We start from the raw sequence: 19,062 nt of genomic DNA, 5'->3' as shown, positions 1-19,062 counted from the left end.
GTCATCCTCCCAACAGCGCATCCTTATATTCTTCGGGCACATAGACACGGGAGATGGAAATTTTCTTGTTGCGAATCAGGTTGATGAGGTCCGACACCTGCGACAGTTCCACGCTGTTCCCCGTCCGGTCAAACAGAAAGATCTGTTCCGACGCTTCCTTCTCCGTCTCGTTTTCCTCCGTTTTCGGCGATTCCAGTATGTACGAATCACGGTAGGAACTGCTGGAAGCCACATCCCTGAACAGAATGTATTTGTGCGGAATGCCGGTCTGTTTCGAAATCGCCAGCACCCGCTCCGACAGTTCGACAATGTCATAATCGGTCAAAATCGTTTTGTACAGCCGCCGCTGCATCAGCCGCTTGCACAGGTCGCTGAGGATCCGGTCACGGTGATGCTGCCACATGCCGATATGATGCCAGATTGTGCTTTCCGTCAAGTTGATGAAGTTGTCCAGTGTATCGGCGGCAATCCCTTTTTCCAGAATGGCGGTCAGATCATCCGGCAGTTCCAGCTGCCCGTCCCTTTGCAGTTCGACCGCCCGCTCAAAAATCCGGTCGATCAGCAGTTCCGCACTGCGAGTCGTTTTATGAAAATAGACATTTTGATACATATAGTAGCGGGCCATCACGAAATCTTCCGCGATGCTCAATCCTTTTTCCAAGTCAAGGCCGACCTCCGCCTCGCCGTTCACTTCTCCGATCCGCAGCGAATGGATCAGCCACTCAAGATCAAATGAACCGTAACCGGCCCCTGTCATTTTTGAATCCCGCAGCAAATAATCGATCCGATCCGTATCCAGCTGACTCGACAGCAGTTTGACGACCGCCTTCGAAGCGTGCATCCTCTGAATCACGTCCGCCACCTCGCGGGCAAAGCCGGGGCGGTGTTTTTCCAGGATGCTGTTGATCTCCGTGTTGCCGAGGATGATCTGGATCGTCCATTTTTCATGCCGGACCCCGGTCGTTCTTTCCAGCGCGTGCGAAAATGGGCCGTGTCCGATATCGTGCAGCAGCGCGGCCGCCAGCGCCAGCAGCCGGTGATCGTTCAGCTCTTCCGCATATTTTTTGTTTGTGGCCCCGCTTAAACCGCCGATTTTATCGATAAACCGTTTCATCAGGTGGGTTACACCAAGCGAATGGGAAAATCGGGTGTGTTCGGCGCCCGGATAGGTAAACGAAGACAGGCCGAGTTGTTTGATGAACCGCAAACGCTGGAATTCACGGGTGTCGATCAGGTCAAGCAGCAGCTTTTCCGATTCGGTGTCAATCTGAATGATGTTATGAACAGGATCACGGATCGTCTTCATCGTTGTCCCCGCTTCATCAGAATATCGAATCTTCGCCTGTCAGCCAATCCTCATCCACTTCAAAATGGGCGTTGAACAGGATTTCCGCCAAATATTCCAGCGGCGTGTTCTGCACTTCCCGATAGATCTTCCGGGTATACAGGTGCTTCGCGTTCGGAAGCTCCCGCTTCAATTGGCTGCGCAATTTGTTGCCGGCCTCGTCCGCATCGACCAGGATGTACACCTCCTCATCCTGCAGCGGCCAGATGATCTCCTCGATTTTTTGGTCGCTTAATGTTCCGTACGTGCAGATGATCTCCACCGGCTCGTTCAGGATGCGGAGCAGCCTTTCCTTGTCCTTCCTGCCCTCGACGATGATGATCTTCTGGGAAGCCTGGCGCTTATCGCGCATCCTTGTCCCTTTCGACCGGATTGTCCGGGTAGCTGATCCAGTCGCTCCAACTGCCCGCGTACAGCTTCACGTTTTGATACCCCGCTTCTTTCAACGCCAGGATGTTCGGGCAAGCGGTCACCCCGGATCCGCAGTAGACGATCACCTCATCGGCCGGATCGATTTTGGCAAACCGCCGCCGCTGCTCCTCGCCCGACTTCCACGTTCCCTGTTCATTCAACCCGTCTTTCCAGAAGTAATGGAGGGCGCCCGGAATGTGGCCGGCCACCGGATCGATCGGTTCCTCGACGCCTTTGTACCGTTTCGCTTCCCGCGAGTCGATGATCACCGTTCCCGGCTTGCCGATCCTGTCTTTTACTTCCTGCATACTCACCAGCATGTGTTTCTGCACTTGGGGGATAAACGTGGCCGGTTGCACGCTCGGCAGTTCTTCCGTCACCGGATAGCCTTTCGCTTTCCACTGCAAAAATCCGCCGTCCATCACATATGCACGGGTATGTCCCAGATAGCGCATCAACCACCAGAACCGGGATGCCATCGCACCGCCCTGGTCATCGTACGCTACCACCTGCACGCTGTGGTCAATCCCCAAACCGCCCAATTTGGCGGCCAAACGGGCCACTTCCGGCAGCGGATGGCGGCCGCCGTGCCGCTGCTTCCGGCCGGACAGATCCTGTTCCAGGTCGACATACAAGGCACCCGGAATATGTTCCGTCAGATAGGCCTGCCGTCCGGCCGCCGGCTGTCCGAGAACAAACCGGCAGTCGACGATTCGCACCTGCCGATTTTCCAGTTGCTGCTTCACCCATTCCTGACTGACGATCGATCGTTCCATTCGCTCCACTCCCCGCCTCCCAAAAATCGTCATGGGAACTATTTCGCTATGGGGCTGCCGAATCCTTTTCCGTGCGCGCGATCCATAACCGTTCCATCGCATCCGCCGTAAGCGGCCGGCTGAACAAAAATCCCTGCATCTGGTCGCACTGCACCTGCCGCAGATAGTCGGCCTGTTCCCGCGTTTCCACCCCTTCCGCCGTCACCCGCAGGTTCAGACAGTGGGCCATCTGGATGATCGCCCGTACAATCGCTGCATTTTTCCGGTCGTCGGCAATATCCTGCATGAACGTGCGGTCGATCTTCAGTCCGTCGATCGGCAGCCGCTTGAGATAGCTTAACGAGGAGTACCCGGTGCCGAAATCATCAATTGAAATCCGGATTCCCAGCTGGCGCAACCGTTGCAAAGTGACGATCGTATCGGTTGAATTCTGCATGATGCTCTCCGTCATCTCCAGTTCCAGCCATCTCGCATCGAGCCCGGTTTCTGCCAACACCTGCTGGATGTTTTCCACAAGATTGAGCTGCAGACATTGACGTGCGGACAGGTTGACCAATATTCGAATCGGCGGATACCCGGCATCCTGCCACAACCGGTTCTGCATACAAGCGGTACGCAGCACCCAATCCCCGATCGGCATAATCAAACCGGTGTCTTCCGCGATTGGAATGAATTCCGCCGGGGAGACAACACCCAGTTGTGGATTCTCCCACCGCAGCAATGCCTCGGTGGCGACAATCCGCCCGCTTTCCGCATCCACCAGCGGTTGATAGAGCAGGTAAAATTCTCCTCGCTCGAGTGCCTTGCGAATCGCGTTTTCCAGTTGGAGACGGCGAAATGCCTGTTCCTTCATGCCAGGAGTAAAAATCTGGTAGTGATTGCTTCCCTGTTCCTTTGCCCGGTACATGGCTGCATCTGCATGTTTGATCAACAATTCGCCGGTCGTTCCATCAGACGGATAGACGCTGATCCCGATGCTGGCAGTCACAAACAGTTCCGATTCCTGAATGCGAAACGGTTGATTCAGCGCATCCAATACATTGCGGGCGACGGCAACCGCCTCCTCCGCCCGATTGATCCCCGGCAGCAGAACGGTAAACTCGTCCCCGGCCAGGCGGGCGACAAAATTCGGCTCGCCGACGCAATGCTGCAACCGTTCGGCAACGGCGCACAACAGTTTGTCACCGACCGTATGCCCCAATGTGTCGTTGATCGTTTTAAAACGATCCAAATCAAGAAACATCAGAGCGACCAATCGGCCGTCCCGGTTTGCCTTCGCGAGCGTTTCCTCCAGGTATTTGCTGAACAGCGCCCGGTTCGGTAACCCGGTCAGCGTGTCATGGTACGCCTGGTGCCTGATTTGTTCCTCATACCGTTTGCGTTCGGTAATATCCTGGAGAAAAATTTGGGCCGCCGGTTTCCCGCCCAATTGAAACGGAATCGTCACCGTCTCAACGTCAATCACCTGCCCGTCCAGGCGAACCAGCCGCCTGACCTGGATTTCCTCATCCACCCCGTGCCGGATTCTGCGAACGATCGTTTGCCTGACCGCCTCCCGGTCGTCCGGATGAATAAAATCGAAAATCGACCGGCCGATCACATCGCTCGGCTTCCCCGCCCCCACAATCCTGCCGCCCGCTTTGTTCGCCAGAACAATTTTGTCATCGTGGTAAACGGCGATTCCAATCGGACAGGATTCGATCAGCCGCCGGTAGTGTTCCTCGCTCTCTTGGAGCGCCTGATTGCTTCGCTGCAGCTCTTCCGATGTGACATTGACCAGATGGGAAACGGCCCGCAACAGGTGCCACGTGCCGTTCACTTCCTGTATCGCGGCAACCGGTGCGGCGGCCGTCCGACGGACGTCGTCGCTCTCCGCAAGGATCAGGCCGGTGATTGTCTGGTTCAACAACTGGTTGGTCGGCGAGGCATGATAAAACTCGCCGCACAGGAAGCATCCGGAGGTATCGGCCATCCGCTCAAGCGAGGCGATCTCCGCCTCTACCAGATCGGGCATCCATCTTCGCCTGGCGGCGCAAGCGTAAATAAAAATCGATTTCGCAGGTACCGCTTGCAAATCGTTCGTTGCCCGTTCCAAAGACTCGAACGCCAACTGCGTGTCCGCGTAGGCGAACTGCACCTGTTCGCCCGTTTGCAAATTTCCCGCGAAGGACAGGGAGCCGTCCGCGTGTGACTCGATACAGGCCCGTGCAACCAGTCGTCCGTGCTTGTGGAGCACGAGGGGAAACATGCTGCCAAGTGACGCCAACCGATCGGCGACCGCAGTTCCCAGGTATTTTCGATAGATTTCAACAGCCGGCTGGTGGTCGATCTCATATACCCGATTGACACTGGCTTTGGTGACAGTCATGGTCCGTCCGATCGGCGACCACGCAAAATGGCAATAGGGCTTGACATACAGGTCGTCGCCTGCCAGCGCAACCCCGACCACTCCGCGGCTGAGGACCGCCTGCTCGGTGAACAGCAAATCGGGCGTTCCCGTCATGCAGCCGACTGTCAACCCGCCTGCCACCACTACATGCGGCGCGACCGATTCGACGCCTCTCAGCAAATCTTCGCCGTTGACGGCGCTCCCATCCGCAAATAAAATGATCGCTTTCGTGTTCCTCCCAACCAGCCGCTGTGCGATCTCCCGCCCTGCCGCAAAACTGTCGGCCGCCGCAGCGATCGGAACTGCCGCCGACGTGACGGTCGTTTTTGCAAATTCGGTGAAGGAAATCACGGTCTGCCCCGTCGTCACCTTCCCACCCGCAATCTCGCCGTCGCTTGTGGCACCGATAATCACCGCCGATGGCAGCAAACGGCGCAGTTGGTCCCGTAACGAAACGATTCTCTGTTGCCGGTGATTACCCGCAAAAATCTGAACCAGCAGGGAAAGGCGAGGATGAATACCGTGTTCGGCAAGGTATTCCGGCAGACGAAACGATTGGTCATAAACCACGTTCCACGTTTTCACAGTTGACCCCCTTGTGTAAGTAGCACCTGCCTCTATTATCCATATCCTTGAAATATTCGACAAGTTTTGATAAAAAAACACCCGCTCCCAGTGGAACGGGCGTTGTCTGGCTGATTTTAATGCACCTGGTAGGGAAACTGGGAGGCGTAGTTGCTGAACTGCTGATAGGTTTGGTCCAGTTTTTGCTGCGGCTCTGCTTCCCTTGTCGCCACGTTGGGGCCGCCTGGCCGGTTTTGCTATATCCAGGGTCAGTTTGGGAACTCTAACGTTGTAGTCCATTGGAAGGAGGCTCAACATGAACAGACAGGTCGCAAAAATCCCGCAAATCGACATGCCGGACGAAATCCCCCGGGTAGACCGTCCGGAAACGGACCAAACCACGCTCTGTCATTCCATCTTTTGTTCCGCTTCCGCCCGGTGGCGATGGGCAAGCCGGCTGGAAGCGGCGGCGGCGATCGCTCCCACCAAATCGTCGAGGAACGTGTTGACTCTCCCGGTCGACTTGTCGTTCAGTTGCTCGAGGATTCCATGCTTCAGTTTGTCAATGTATCCGTAATTGGTGAAGCTGATGCTGCCGTACAGGTTTAAGATCGAAAGGGCCAGCACCTCGTCCACCCCGTACAAGCTCTCATCCGTCTGAATCGTTTCCTGCAGCGGGGAAGACAGCAGCCCTTTTTCCGCCAACAGATCCAGTTCAATCCCGGTCAGCACCGCATTCTGCACTTCCCGCTTTTGCAGGACATGGTGCACGCTGTCGATGCACGCTTCCATCGTCAGATCCGGTATATACTTCGATTGCAGGAAATAGGTCAGTTTGGCTATCTCCTCAATCGTCACTCCTCTTTGCTGAAGCGCCTGATAAGCGGCTTCCTCCACATTCGCGCTGGGAACAAATTTTTGCAAGCGAACTCCCCCTTACCGTTCCGATTCTCAAAATACGATCTAAGAATTCGTCTGTTTGGGACAGGCTATACGAAAAGGCGTTTTTTTCCGGCGGGTCTCCCTTTATAATTTTACTATATAATAGATACGGAAGATACGGAAAAAGGAGGATTGCCCGATGACTCTGTTCTGGGTCGTTCTGCTCATCCTTTTGGTATACGCACTGATTATCCGGCCGCTGACCCGCAATCGGTATCCGCAGCCGCCGTACGGGCCCGGTCCGCACTACGGCCCTGGTTACACCCCGCCGGCGGGAGTGTTCAATGGCATGGGGATGTTTGCCGGCGGTCTTGCAGCAGGTGCTTTGCTCACCTATCTGCTCGAACAGGGACGAATCAGCGCCGAACAGTTCGATTACTTCCGCTCGCTCGATGACGAACAGGCGATTCGCGAACTGCAGGAGCAAAATATCATCCAGCAGCACGAGATTGACGATCTGATGCAGCGGGTGAACGAGGGTGTGGGCGCCCACGATCTTGATGCGGCCGATGGCGGCGCTTTCGATGACAGCGGGTATGCTGATGATTACGGCAGCAACGGTTACGACGCTGGCGGATTTGACGGTGTCGGAGACGATTGGGTGTAAAAAAAGCGGCTGCGCCTGACAAGGGACACAGCACCAGCCAAACAGCACAGCACCGTTACCAGGCGGTACAACACCAGCCTAACGGCGCCAACTTTCTACCAGGCAGCCACTTGTCCGTCCGTACGGGGTTCCGTACCGCCGACGAGGACCCCGTTCGCTTGCCGCCAGATGATCTGTCCGCGGCCGAACCCGCCGGAGCCGACGGCCCACTTCACATCGTGTCCCATCCGGGCGAGCGCTTCCGCAACGTGGGCCGGGGCGGAATGTTCGATTTCCACCGTTTTGCCCTGCATCCACTGCCACCTCGGCGCATCCAGCGCCGCCTGCGGATTCAGATGGAAATCGACCGTATTCATCACCACCTGAACGTGCCCCTGCGGCTGCATAAAGCCTCCCATCACGCCAAACGGCCCGACGGGCTGGCCGTCTTTCGTCAGAAAACCGGGGATGATTGTATGATACGGTTTTTTCCCGGGTTCCAGACGGTTATCGTGTGCGGGATCCAACGTGAAGTTGTGCCCCCGGTTGTGCAGCGCAATTCCCGTGCCAGGGACGACCAGTCCCGATCCAAAGCCCATGTAGTTGCTTTGAATGTACGACACCATGTTGCCTTCCCCGTCCGCCGTGCACAAGTAGACAGTGCCGCCCCGCGGTGGCTGGCCCGGCTCCGGCTGCAGCGCCGTCCTTCCAATCAGCCGGCGGCGTTCCGCTGCGTATGCATCCGAGAGTAAGTCTTCCACCCGAGCCGACATGCTGCGCGGATCGGCAATGTATTTTTTTCCGTCGGCAAACGCCAATTTGATCGCTTCGATTTGTTTGTGATACGTGTCGACCGTATCCCGTGCGGAGAATTCGAAACCCTTCAAAATATTCAACGCCATCAGCGCCACCAGACCGTGGCCGTTCGGTGGAATCTCCCATACGTCATAGCCGCGGTAGTTGACGCAAATCGGATCCACCCATTCCGGTTGGAACGCCGCGAGGTCTTCTTTTCTCAGATAACCTCCAGATTGTCTGGAAAAATGATCGATCCGCTCGGCCAACTCCCCGCGGTAAAACGCCTCCGCCTTCGTTTCGGCTATCAATTGCAGCGTCCGCGCGTGATCGGGAGAACGCCAGACCTCGCCGATCCGGGGTGCTCTGCCTTGTGGCGCGAACGTATCAAACCAGGCTTTGAACTCTTCTCCTTTCAGAGTTTCCGAATACACCTCAAAGGCACGTTTCCAGAAATACCCCAGCACCGGCGTCAACGGGTAACCGTGTTCCGCATATTCAATTGCCGGCCGCAGCACTTCCGTCAGCGGCAGCCTGCCGAATTTTGCGGACAGTTCCGCCCAGGCCGCCGGGGCCCCTGGGACTGTGACCGGAATCCAGCCGTATTTCGGGATTTCGCTGACACCTGCTTTTTGCAGCGCGTCAATCGAAATGCTTTGCGGCGCCGGCCCGCTCGAATTCAGTCCGTGCAGTTTGCCTTGCGTCCATACGAGCGCGAACGCATCCCCACCGATTCCGTTCGATGTCGGCTCGACTACAGTGAGCGCGGCTGCCGTGGCAATCGCCGCATCGATCGCGTTGCCGCCCTGCCGCAAAATCTGCAGGCCGGCTTGCGCGGCAAGCGGCTGCGAAGTGGCGACCATCCCATTTTTCGCGTAGACGGGCATGCGGCGCGACGGGTACGGATGAGAGAGTGAATCGTAGTTCATCGGGAAAATCTCCTTTCAGACTGTCCAATGTGACAACACCAAGCCGCCGTACACAAAGGCGGCCACGATCACCAACGCCGGGTGAATCCGGCCTTTCGTCATCGCCCACAGCGACACGGCGGCGATGCCGAGCGAGTGCCAAAGTCCGATCGAGCGGATCGAGACTTCCCCCATCTGCCAGGTCAAAACGGCCATCAGCACCGCGATCACCGGTTGCACCAGCAGGGTCATTCCCTTCACCACGTTCGATTGCCGGTACCGGTTGAGAATCCGCAACAGCCAGACCAGTGCGATCGCCGACGGAGCGACCGTCGCCAGCGTGGCGATCGTGAAGCCGATCCAGCCTGCCTGTTGATAGCCGACAAACGCGGCGATTTTTGTCGCGATCGGGCCTGGCAGCGCGTTCCCCACCGCCAGCACGTCGGCAAACTGTTCATTCGTCAGCCACCCGTAATGGTTGACGATCTCTTCCTGCATCAGGGGAATCGAGGAAGGTCCGCCGCCATATCCGAGCACATTGGCGACAAAAAATCCCCAAAACAGCTCCCACCAAATCATCCGGCGCCTCCTTTCCCGGTCTTCGCTTCCTCCGGTGCAGATTCCGCCCCCGCAGGCGATCCCTTGGCTGGACGTGATCCCGAGTCGGCTGCCGCTCCCGGTGCGGCACCTTCGCCCTGTTCGTTTTCTGCCTGCGGCCCCCGCAAACGATCGATCACTTTCAGGTGGACGGCCCCGTACGCGAGAAAAATCGCGACCACAATGCCCGGATGAACATCGAGGATCGAGAGCAGCAGGAAAGCGATCAGGCCAAAGCCGACTCCCATCGCCTTGCCCAAACCCTTCCAGGCTTTGTCGGCAAATTCGTAGGCCATCTGCCCCAACATCACCGCAATCACCGGCCGCACCGCCGCGATCATGCCCGCCACCACCGGCGAATGCTTCAGCGCATAGAGGACGCCAAGCAGCGCCACCATCGCCGCGCTGGTCGGCAAAATATGGGCCAGCACCGCTATCGTCGCCCCCAGCGTTCCTTTCAACCGGTAGCCGAGATACGCGGCCATCTTCGGGGCAATCGGACCCGGCAATGCGTTGGCCAGCGCCAATGTCTCGCCGAACTCTTCATCCGCCAGCCACCGGTAGCGGGTAACCGCCTCGTAGCGAATCAAAGGAATCACCGACGGCCCGCCGCCGTATCCGAGAATCCCCGTTCGCACCATCGCGAATATGATCTCTTTGTAGGGTCGCAACTCCACTCGCATTCCCACCTTTAGAGCTTCATGCCCATGCGGCTCTTGTACCGCTTCAGCAGCATTTGCGTTTCGACGCGCACGATACCGGGCATTGTGTACAGCGTTTCCAACAAAAATTTTTCCATCTCCTGCGTACTGGTAAAGATGCCGTGCATATGCAATGTGCTCGGGCCCGTCATGTGGTACAGGCTGGTCACGGCCGGCTCTTTCGCCAATTTTTGCGCAACCTGATCGAGATATTGCGGTTCAATGTCCACATTGAAGAAAGCGGACACTTGCATGCCAATTTTGGCCGGATTGATGACAACGGTGAAGCGTTCGATCACGCCGGCCTCGATCAGGGCGGTGATCCGGGACTGCACGGCCACCCGCGACAGTCCGATTCGCTTCGCCAAATCCGTATAGGAGATGCGGCTGTTTTCGTGCAACACCTGCAGGATCTGCCGATCTACATCATCGAGCTCAAGCGGTGGAATTTCATTCGCTTCCGTATATTCATATACCATGCTGCTTTCCCCCCGCCATAGTTTTAGCGTTTTAACTTTGGATCCAACACTTCCCGAATTCCGTCGCCGAGCAGGTTAAATCCCAGCACCACCAGGAAAATCGCCAGCCCCGGCCAAAACGCCAGCATCGGCTGCACGTTCAGATAGCCTTGTGCAACATGCAGCATCGAACCCCAACTTGGCTGCTCCGGTCTTGCGCCCAGCCCCAGATACGACAGCCCGGCTTCCGCAATGATCGCCGATGCCATCGCCAGGGTCATTTGCACCAGGATGGGGGCCAGCGAATTGGGTAACACATGCAAAAACATAATCCGCCAATCGCTGGCCCCGATCGCCTTCGCCGCCTGCACAAACTCCAGGTTGCGAACCGTCATCACCTGCGCCCGAGTGATTCGTACAAAGGAGGGCGTGAACCCGATACCGATCGCGACCATCGCGTTGAAGAAACCGCCACCCAGCGCGGCCGCCATCGCCAGCGCCAAAATCAGCGACGGAAACGCCTGCATCGCATCGACGATTCGCATCACCACCCACTCATCCCAGAAGCCGCGAAAATAGCCGGTGATCAATCCGATCGGCACACCGATCAGCACGGCGATGCCAACGGAAATCACCGCCGCTTCCAGCGACAGGCGGGCTCCGTACACCAGCCGTGAAAACGTATCGCGCCCGAGATCGTCCGTTCCCAGGATATGCCCGTTACCCGCCGGCTGCAGGACAGCGGAATAGTCCTGGTCAAAAATCGGATCGTGCGTCGCGATTACCGGCGCCAAGAGAGCGGTCATCACCAATAGAACGATAATCAAGCCACCGATGACAGCCAATTTGTTGCGGGCAAAGCGGCGGAAGAAAGTGCGCCATTGGCTGGCTCCCGTTACGGCCGCCGCAGGTTGCGGCAGCCCCGCGTTGGAAGCCGGGTGGATCGTTTGACTCATTTACTACACCCCCTTTCCGACTTTGATCCGCGGATCGATGATCGCATACAACAGATCCACCAGCAGGTTGACCACCACCACCAGCAGGGCGGAAACCAGAATCGCCCCCTGCACGGTCACATAATCCCGCGCAAAGATGGATTCGACAATCAATCTTCCGAATCCTGGAATCGAGAAAATCGATTCGGTAATCACCAATCCGCCCAACAGTCCCGCCACGAGCAAGCCGCTGGTCGTGACGACGGGGACAAGCGCATTCTTCAGCGCGTGGCGCATGATCACCGCCCATTCCTTCAGGCCTTTGGAATATGCGGTCCGGATATAGTCCGCATGCATGACCTCCAACAGGCTGCTGCGCAGCATCCGCATTAATATGGCCGATTCGCGGAGTCCGGTGGCAACCATCGGCATGATCATCGCTGCCAGGTTGGCAGCCGGATCATCCGCAAACGGAACGTAGCCGGACGCCGGCAACCAACCCAATTTTACGGAGAAAAACACGATAAACATCATCCCAAGCCAAAAATGCGGGATCGACATGCCGCCCAACGCAAACATCGTGCTGCCGTAGTCCACCCACTTGCCGGGCCGGGTGGCCGAGATGATGCCTGCAGGAAACGCAATCAGGATCGCGACGATAAATGTGCCGACCGTTAACTCAAGCGTAGCAGGCAGCCGCTGCGCAATCAATTCCGACACCGGAGTATGGTCGACCAGGGAGCGGCCGAGATCTCCCCGCAGCACTCCTGCCAGCCAATCCAGGTATTGAATCACGATCGGCTTATTCAGACCGAGTTCTTCCCGCAACGCGGCCACCGCCTCGGGCGTCGCCTCTTGCCCGAGAATCACGGTTGCCGGATCGCCAGGCAGCATGTGCAGCAACGAAAACACCATGACCGTAACCAAAAGAATCACCGGAATCGCCAGCAGCAACCTCCTGACCAAAAAAGCCATCGTTCACAACCCCTCCCTCCTGTCCCGCAAAGCTTCGCGGCGCTCTCTGCATTGCGGGGATCCGGCGCATTTATTTGCTGAGGCTCAAGTTGGCGGTGCGAATCATTCCGTCCGGAATATAGGTGAATCCTTTCACCGCTTTGGAAACGCCGAACACCGTATTCGAGTGATAGAAGTAAATATATTCGGCATCATCGTTCAGGATCTTCATGGCCTGATCGTACAGCGCTTTCCGTTTTGCTTCGTCGCCTTCCACCCGGGCGGCATTCAACAGTTTGTCGACTTCCGGATTGCTGTATTGCGAGTAGTTGTTCGAACCTCCGGTCACGACAAAGTCAAAAATGTTTTGGTCGGGATCCGGCCGTCCGCTCCAGCCGAGCTGCACCGCTTCAAAGTTGCCTTTTTTCGCCTGGTCCAACAAGGTGCCGAATTCCACTTTTTCAAGATTTACGTTGATGCCGGCCGGCTTCAGCATGTTTTGGATCATTTGGCCCAATTGTTGGTTTTGCGGCGTCGTGCCGATTTTCAGCGTGAACGTAAAGCCGTCCGGTTTGCCTGCTTGCTTCAGCAACTCTTTCGCTTTTTCCAGATTCGGTTTCTCGTATTTGTCCGAATCTCCGTAAGCAAAATGGGAAGGAGCAAACGGCGAATGCCCGGGTGTGCCCGCACCGTTCAACACCACTTTGACGATCGCATCGCGATCGATCAGCAGATCCACAGCCTGCCGCAATTCTTTCTTGTCAAACGGCGGTTTTTTCGTATTCAGATGCATCCCTTGATATCCTTGGTCCGCCTGGTTGACAACCATGATTTTCGGATCGTTCTTGTAGCTGTCGATCTCTTTGAACGGGAACCGGTTCGTGATATCCACCTGGCCGCTCTTCAGGTTGGTCAGCGCAACATTCGAGTCGGTCATCACCTTGTAGACCACTTTGTCCAGTTTCGGCAGACCCTTTTGCCAGTAGTTCGGGTTCTTCTCCAACGTGATGGTCGAGCCCTTAACCCGCTCCTTATAGATGAACGGGCCGGTCCCGACCGGATGATTGGCAAAATCGTCGCCGTATTTCTTCACCGCTTCCGGCGACACCATCATCCCTGCACGGTCGGTCAACACGGACAGGAACGGAGCAAACGGTTGTTTCAACTGCACTTTGACCGTATACGGATCGACCACCGTCACCTTATCGACTTCTTTCAGTTCGTTGCGGCGGGTGGAAGCCTTGTCCATATTCCGCTCAAAATTAAACTTCACTGCTTCCGCGTTAAAATCGGTGCCGTCATGAAACTTCACACCCTGCCGCAGCTTGAATGTGTACGTTTTCTGATCGTCCGAAACTTCCCATTTTTCCGCCAGCATCGGCACAATCTTGCCGTTTGCGTCAAGATCGACCAATTTGTCAAAGATGCTTTGGAATACCATCCGGTCGACCAACGCGGTGGAAAAAGCAGGATCGAGTTTTGGCGGATCGGCGTCCAGCGAAATGTTCAGCGTGCCCCCCGTCTTCGGTTCCGCATTGCCGCCTGCCGGTTTGTCCCCTCCGCCGCAGCCGGCCAGAGCAAGGCTTCCCGCCAACACCGCAGTAAGTGCCCAACGAATCTTGCGCTTCATCTCGCATTTTCCCCCTTCAACAATTCGAAAGTAGATTTCTTAATTCGCTTTCGTTTTGTATAACTATACGACGAATTAATCGCTAAATCAATCAGAAATTTATCTATTGACTAAACAAACGGTTTGTGCCAAATTTTTAAATAACTAGCCTGCTAGATTCGGAGGGCAATTGCAATGGCCAATCTGCTGGAAATCAAACATTTGAAAACCCATTTTTTCAGTGAAGGACGGGTCATTCCCGCCGTCGACGGTGTGGATCTGTCGGTCAGGCAGGGGGAGACGCTGGGCATCGTCGGCGAGTCCGGTTGCGGCAAAAGCGTAACTTCTCTGTCGGTGATGCGGCTGCTGCCCAAAACGGGCGCACGCATTGCGGATGGAGAGATTCTTTATAAAGGGCAAAACTTGCTTCATCTGTCGGAAGACGAAATGCGGCACATCCGGGGAAACGAAATCGCGATGATTTTTCAGGAGCCGATGACGTCGCTCAACCCGGTCTACACGATCGGCGAACAGTTGGCGGAAACGGTCATGCTGCATCGCGGATATTCCCGGAAACAGGCGCGCGAACATTCGGTCGAAATGCTGAAAAAAGTTCATATCCCGCGGGCCGAAACGATCATTGACGAATACCCTCACCAACTGTCAGGCGGCATGCGCCAGCGGGTGATGATTGCGATGGCCATGTCTTGTGATCCGGAACTGCTGATCGCCGACGAACCGACAACGGCTCTTGATGTGACGATTCAGGCGCAGATTCTCGATCTGATGCGGGAACTCCGGAAGAAACAAGGCACCTCGATCATGCTGATCACGCACGATCTGGGTGTCGTGGCGGAAATGTGCGACCGTGTAGTCGTTATGTATGCGGGACAAGTGGTCGAGCAAGCGGACGTATACACTTTGTTTGAAAATCCGTCACACCCTTACACGCAAGGGTTGATGCGATCTATCCCGAAAATCGGCGCGGATCAGGCCCGCTTGGAGTCGATTCCTGGTAACGTGCCGCTGCCTGGCAGCATCAAACAAGGCTGCCGATTCGCCTCTCGCTGCCCTTATGCGGAAGCCAAATGCCTGGCCGAGGCGCCGCCGCTGTTTGAGCTGCCGGGCGGACAATCCAGCCGCTGCTGGTTGCACGAGAACTCGGCAGGAAAGGAGGTTGCGTACGTATGAGTGCCTTATTGGAAGTGAAAGGGTTGAAAAAATACTTCCCGATCCGTACAGGAATTCTACGGAAAACAAAGGGATATGTAAAAGCGGTGGACGACGTATCTTTTGTTGTGCATGAGGGCGAGACGCTCGGGATCGTCGGCGAATCCGGCTGCGGCAAATCGACCACCGGCCGCACGATCCTCCGCCTGACGGAACCGACCGGCGGGGACGTGATTTTTCAAGGCCAAAATCTGTCCGCCCTGAAGGGCAAGGAACTGCGAAAAATCCGCCGCGACATGCAGATCGTGTTCCAGGACCCGTACGCCTCGCTGAACCCGCGCATGACGATCGGTTCCATCCTGGAAGAGCCGCTCAAAATCCACGGCATGGCCGCCGGACGCGAACGCAAGCGGCGCGTGCAGGAACTGCTGGAAATCGTCGGACTGACCGAATATCATTACAACCGCTATCCGCATGAATTTTCCGGCGGCCAGCGGCAGCGCATCGGCATCGCCCGCGCCTTGATCACGAAACCGAAGCTGATCATCGCCGACGAGCCGGTATCCGCGCTGGATGTATCGATCCAATCGCAGATTCTCAATCTTTTGAAAGACCTGCAGGAACAGTTCAAATTGACGTACCTGTTCATCTCGCACGATCTGTCGGTGGTGCGGCATATCAGCGACCGCGTAGGCGTCATGTACTTGGGTCGGCTGGTTGAACTGGCGCCAAAACATGAACTTTATGAAAATCCGCAACATCCTTACACGCAAGCGCTGTTATCCGCCGTGCCCCACCCGAATCCGCGAGAGACGCGGGAGCGGATCATCCTGTCGGGAGACGTGCCCAGTCCGACCAACCCTCCGTCCGGTTGCGCATTCCACACACGGTGCCATGCTTGTATGGACATCTGCAAAACGGAACGGCCGCAGCTCAAGCAATCGGCAAATGGACACTGGGTGGCTTGCCACCTGTATTAACCGAACATGAATAGCGCCGCCCGAATCGTGTCAAGCGGCGCTTTTGATTCTATTCGAGGAATTCATACCCTGGCAACGTCAGGAAGTCGGCAAATTCTTTGCTGGTCGTCATCTCGCTGAACAGTTTTTTCGCGAGGTCGAATTTGCCCGCGTTGTAGCGCTCCTCTCCCAGCGTGTTTTTGATCTTCTCCAGCTCTTCCTCAAGGATCTGCTCAAACAGTTCGACCGTCACCTTGCGGCCGTCATCCAGGACGCCCTTCGGATGGTGGATCCACTGCCATACCTGGGAACGGGAAATTTCGGCCGTTGCCGCGTCTTCCATCAGGTTGAAAATCGGCACCGCACCCAGCCCGCGCAGCCATGCTTCCGTGTATTGGACGCCGACGCTGATATTGTTACGCAGTCCGGCTTCGGTGATCGTTCCTTCCGGAACGGCCAGCAGATCTGCCGCCGTCGCGTTGAAGTCGTCCAGTTGTTTGTCCACCTGGTTCGGCTGCGGCATGATGCGATTGAACACTTCCATCGCCACCGGCACCAGTCCGGGATGCGCCACCCAGGTTCCGTCATGCCCGTCGTTCGCTTCCCGCTCTTTGTCCGCCCGCACTTTCGCAAACGCCTCTTCGTTCGCGGCCGGGTCGTTTTTCACCGGAATCTGTGCCGCCATACCGCCGATCGCGAATGCGCCGCGCTTGTGGCAGGTCTTGATCGTCAGCAGCGTATAGGCGCGCATGAACGGCACCGTCATGGTGACCTGTGCACGGTCCGGCAGGATCACATGCGGCTGGTTGCGCAATTTTTTAATGTAACTGAAAATGTAGTCCCAGCGGCCGCAGTTCATCCCGGCGATATGCTCGCGCAGTTCGTAGAGAATCTCATCGAGCTCAAACGTCGCCAAAATCGTCTCGACCAAAACGGTCGCCTTGATCGTCCCTTGCGGAATGCCCAGTTCCTGTTGCGCAAACACAAACACGTCGTTCCAGAGCCGCGCTTCCAGATGGCTTTCCATTTTCGGCAGGTAGAAATAAGGGCCCGAGCCGTTTTCGATCAGCTTTTTCGCATTGTGGAAGAAGTACAGTCCGAAGTCGAACAGGCTGCCGGACATCGGCTTGCCGTCGACCAGCAAATGTTTCTCCACCAGATGCCAGCCGCGGGGACGGGCGATCAGAACGGCCACTTCATCTTTCAGCTTGTATACTTTTCCTTCCGGGCTGACATACTCGATCGTCCGGTTGATCGCGTCGCGCAGATTGATCTGCCCCTGCACCTGATTGTCCCAGGTCGGTGAGTTGGCATCCTCAAAATCGGCCATAAATATTTTCGCTCCGGAGTTGAGCGCATTGATCACCATCTTGCGGTCGCCGGACGGACCGGTGATCTCGACGCGGCGGTCCTGCAGATCCTTCGGAATCGGCCCGACCTTCCAGTCCCCTTTCCGAATATGTTCCGTTTCCGGCAGAAAATCGGGCAATTTGCCGGCGTCGATTTCCTTTTGCCGCTCGACCCGTTTTTGCAGCAGTTCTTCCCGCGTTTTGCCAAACTTCCGCTCCAGCTTCGCCAAAAATGCAAGCGCTTCCGGGGTCAGGATCTCCGCATATTCGGGCGTGACCTTTCCCCGTACTTCCACTCCCGGCGGACAGGTAATTGTGGTCATGGATGTGGCCTCCTTTTTCTTGTTCCGCATTACAGAACGATGTTCCCTATCTGTGATCATGATAACACGATCCGTATCGTGCGTAAATAGGAAATTTTCTTTCATTGCGTCCGGGGGCCAGATTTGATATGCTCCTCGGCGAGGAGGGGTTTCGGGATGGAAGAAGGCGTCAAATCGGTGGAACGGGCGTTTCAGATTCTGGAACGGGTCAGCCTGGCCAAAAATGGGATCGGCGTAACCGAACTGGCCAACGAACTGAACATGTACAAAAGCACCATTCACCGGGTGCTGAGCACGTTGGCAAATCTCGGCTACATCGAACAGGACCCGGAAACGGAACGCTACAAATTGGGATACAAACTGCTTGAAATGTCTTCCCGGCTGCTGAGCAACCTGGATATCCGGCGGGAAGCGATGCCGTACCTGCAGGAACTGGTTGACCTGACCAACGAGGTCGTGCATCTGGTGGTGCTCAACAAAGGGGAAGTCGTCTATATCGAAAAAGTGGAAGGCAGCGAAACGATCCGCATGCACAGCCGGGTGGGCAATCGCGCGCCTGTCCATTGTACCGGCGTGGGGAAGGCGATTCTCGCCTATCTGCCGGAGCAGCAGGTGCGGGAAATCATCCGGCAATACGGCCTGCAGCCGCACACTCCTCATACGTTGACCTCAATCGAGGATCTGTTGCACGATTTGCAAAAAGTCCGCCAACGGGGGTACGCGCTCGACCTGGAAGAAAACGAGTTGGGGATCACCTGCGTGGCCGCTCCGATCTTTGATCATACGGGTGCAGTGGTGGCCGCCATCTCCGTCTCGGCACCAACCATCCGCATGCAGCGTGAGCGGCTGGAAACACTCGCCCAACAGGTGCGGAACATCAGCGATAAGATCTCGGCCCGCCTGGGGTACCGGTCTGAATAACCCCCGTCCGGCAAACATTCGGGTACAAACAAACATCGCTGCGATAAACCGCCGTTCGTCCAACGGCGGCTTATGGTTTTTTGATGAGAAAATAGAGTATCGTTGAGGCAGTAGGGGATCGGCTACCTCGGTTTTTGGGCAATAGGATGCCCGGGAGGCCCATTCTCCTTCCATATTAAGGGGATTAATTAAGTTGATTAGGCTGTGACGTCAGCTGATTTTGTCACCACATAGCCTTTCTTCTGAAGGCGGCGAATCATCAATTCTTCGGTCGAGATGCTCTTTCGCTTCTCCAAGTAATCAGCGCCGAGTTCGTTGTAAGGTTCCCCAGTCTTGAGTACAAAGTAAGCGATCACCAGGATCTTGTGTG

At 56.3% G+C, this 19,062-nt stretch carries 16 protein-coding genes and 1 pseudogene; 4 read left to right on the top strand and 13 right to left on the bottom strand.

Going from position 1 to position 19,062, the window contains the following annotated elements; translation table 11 throughout:
• Nucleotide 1: 1 nt before the first annotated feature.
• The 5 genes from C230_RS0104715 to C230_RS0104690 form a co-directional block, all read right to left on the bottom strand.
• Nucleotides 2-1,306, bottom strand: coding sequence for an HD domain-containing protein (locus tag C230_RS0104715; protein WP_018130886.1), 1,305 nt, complete (start codon nucleotides 1,304-1,306; stop codon nucleotides 2-4).
• Nucleotides 1,307-1,322: 16 nt separating this feature from the next.
• Nucleotides 1,323-1,697 carry a toprim domain-containing protein gene (locus C230_RS0104710; RefSeq protein ID WP_018130885.1) on the bottom strand — a complete coding sequence of 125 codons (375 nt, stop codon included), beginning with the start codon at nucleotides 1,695-1,697 and terminating at the stop codon, nucleotides 1,323-1,325.
• Nucleotides 1,687-2,532, bottom strand: coding sequence for a sulfurtransferase (locus C230_RS0104705; protein ID WP_018130884.1), 846 nt, complete (start codon nucleotides 2,530-2,532; stop codon nucleotides 1,687-1,689). Before C230_RS0104705 ends, C230_RS0104710 begins: the two co-directional genes overlap by 11 nt.
• Nucleotides 2,533-2,578: 46 nt before the next feature.
• Nucleotides 2,579-5,506, bottom strand: a complete 2,928-nt coding sequence (locus C230_RS21220) for a bifunctional diguanylate cyclase/phosphodiesterase (protein ID WP_018130883.1) — start codon at nucleotides 5,504-5,506, stop codon at nucleotides 2,579-2,581.
• A gap of 387 nt (nucleotides 5,507-5,893) precedes the next feature.
• Complete coding sequence (locus C230_RS0104690) at nucleotides 5,894-6,409, bottom strand: phosphatidylglycerophosphatase A family protein (RefSeq protein ID WP_018130881.1); 516 nt, start codon at nucleotides 6,407-6,409, stop codon at nucleotides 5,894-5,896.
• A gap of 157 nt (nucleotides 6,410-6,566) precedes the next feature.
• Here C230_RS0104690 and C230_RS0104685 point away from each other — a divergent pair, with 157 nt between their 5' ends.
• Entirely contained in the window at nucleotides 6,567-7,034 is a 468-nt protein-coding gene (locus C230_RS0104685; protein ID WP_018130880.1) for a hypothetical protein, read from the top strand.
• A gap of 95 nt (nucleotides 7,035-7,129) precedes the next feature.
• Here the strand turns inward: C230_RS0104685 and C230_RS0104680 are convergent, their stop codons facing one another.
• From C230_RS0104680 to C230_RS0104650, 7 genes and pseudogenes are all read right to left on the bottom strand, one after another.
• Nucleotides 7,130-8,737, bottom strand: a complete 1,608-nt coding sequence (locus C230_RS0104680; RefSeq protein ID WP_018130879.1) for a gamma-glutamyltransferase family protein — start codon at nucleotides 8,735-8,737, stop codon at nucleotides 7,130-7,132.
• Nucleotides 8,738-8,752: 15 nt separating this feature from the next.
• Nucleotides 8,753-9,295, bottom strand: a complete 543-nt coding sequence (locus C230_RS0104675; protein ID WP_018130878.1) for a chromate transporter — start codon at nucleotides 9,293-9,295, stop codon at nucleotides 8,753-8,755.
• Between the two features lie 113 nt (nucleotides 9,296-9,408).
• Nucleotides 9,409-9,996 (bottom strand): annotated as a pseudogene (locus C230_RS19450) (chromate transporter); the annotation flags it as partial.
• Between the two features lie 8 nt (nucleotides 9,997-10,004).
• Nucleotides 10,005-10,493 carry an Lrp/AsnC family transcriptional regulator gene (locus C230_RS0104665; RefSeq protein WP_018130876.1) on the bottom strand — a complete coding sequence of 163 codons (489 nt, stop codon included), beginning with the start codon at nucleotides 10,491-10,493 and terminating at the stop codon, nucleotides 10,005-10,007.
• Nucleotides 10,494-10,516: 23 nt separating this feature from the next.
• Nucleotides 10,517-11,428 (bottom strand): ABC transporter permease, encoded by a 912-nt coding sequence (locus C230_RS0104660; protein WP_018130875.1) that lies wholly within the window; start codon nucleotides 11,426-11,428, stop codon nucleotides 10,517-10,519.
• 3 nt (nucleotides 11,429-11,431) lie between these two features.
• Complete coding sequence (locus tag C230_RS0104655) at nucleotides 11,432-12,382, bottom strand: ABC transporter permease (RefSeq protein WP_018130874.1); 951 nt, start codon at nucleotides 12,380-12,382, stop codon at nucleotides 11,432-11,434.
• A 70-nt stretch (nucleotides 12,383-12,452) separates the two neighbouring features.
• Nucleotides 12,453-13,991, bottom strand: a complete 1,539-nt coding sequence (locus tag C230_RS0104650; protein ID WP_018130873.1) for an ABC transporter substrate-binding protein — start codon at nucleotides 13,989-13,991, stop codon at nucleotides 12,453-12,455.
• 174 nt (nucleotides 13,992-14,165) lie between these two features.
• Between C230_RS0104650 and C230_RS0104645 the strand changes: the two genes are divergently transcribed.
• Nucleotides 14,166-15,161, top strand: a complete 996-nt coding sequence (locus C230_RS0104645) for an ABC transporter ATP-binding protein (RefSeq protein ID WP_018130872.1) — start codon at nucleotides 14,166-14,168, stop codon at nucleotides 15,159-15,161.
• A complete protein-coding gene (locus C230_RS0104640) occupies nucleotides 15,158-16,120 on the top strand; it encodes an ABC transporter ATP-binding protein (protein ID WP_018130871.1) in 963 nt (320 codons plus the stop codon). Before C230_RS0104645 ends, C230_RS0104640 begins: the two co-directional genes overlap by 4 nt.
• Nucleotides 16,121-16,169: 49 nt before the next feature.
• Here C230_RS0104640 and aceB read toward each other — a convergent pair whose 3' ends face one another.
• On the bottom strand, nucleotides 16,170-17,771 hold the full coding sequence (aceB, locus tag C230_RS0104635) for a malate synthase A (RefSeq protein WP_018130870.1): 1,602 nt from the start codon (nucleotides 17,769-17,771) through the stop codon (nucleotides 16,170-16,172).
• Nucleotides 17,772-17,927: 156 nt separating this feature from the next.
• Here aceB and C230_RS0104630 point away from each other — a divergent pair, with 156 nt between their 5' ends.
• Nucleotides 17,928-18,692, top strand: a complete 765-nt coding sequence (locus C230_RS0104630) for an IclR family transcriptional regulator (RefSeq protein WP_018130869.1) — start codon at nucleotides 17,928-17,930, stop codon at nucleotides 18,690-18,692.
• Nucleotides 18,693-19,062 lie beyond the last annotated feature (370 nt).

This window comes from Effusibacillus pohliae DSM 22757, assembly GCF_000376225.1.
In the GTDB taxonomy this organism is placed as follows: Bacteria; Bacillota; Bacilli; order Tumebacillales; family Effusibacillaceae; genus Effusibacillus; species Effusibacillus pohliae.
The sequence above is the reverse complement of the archived record's forward strand: the minus strand, read 5'-3'. Positions and strand labels throughout refer to the sequence as shown.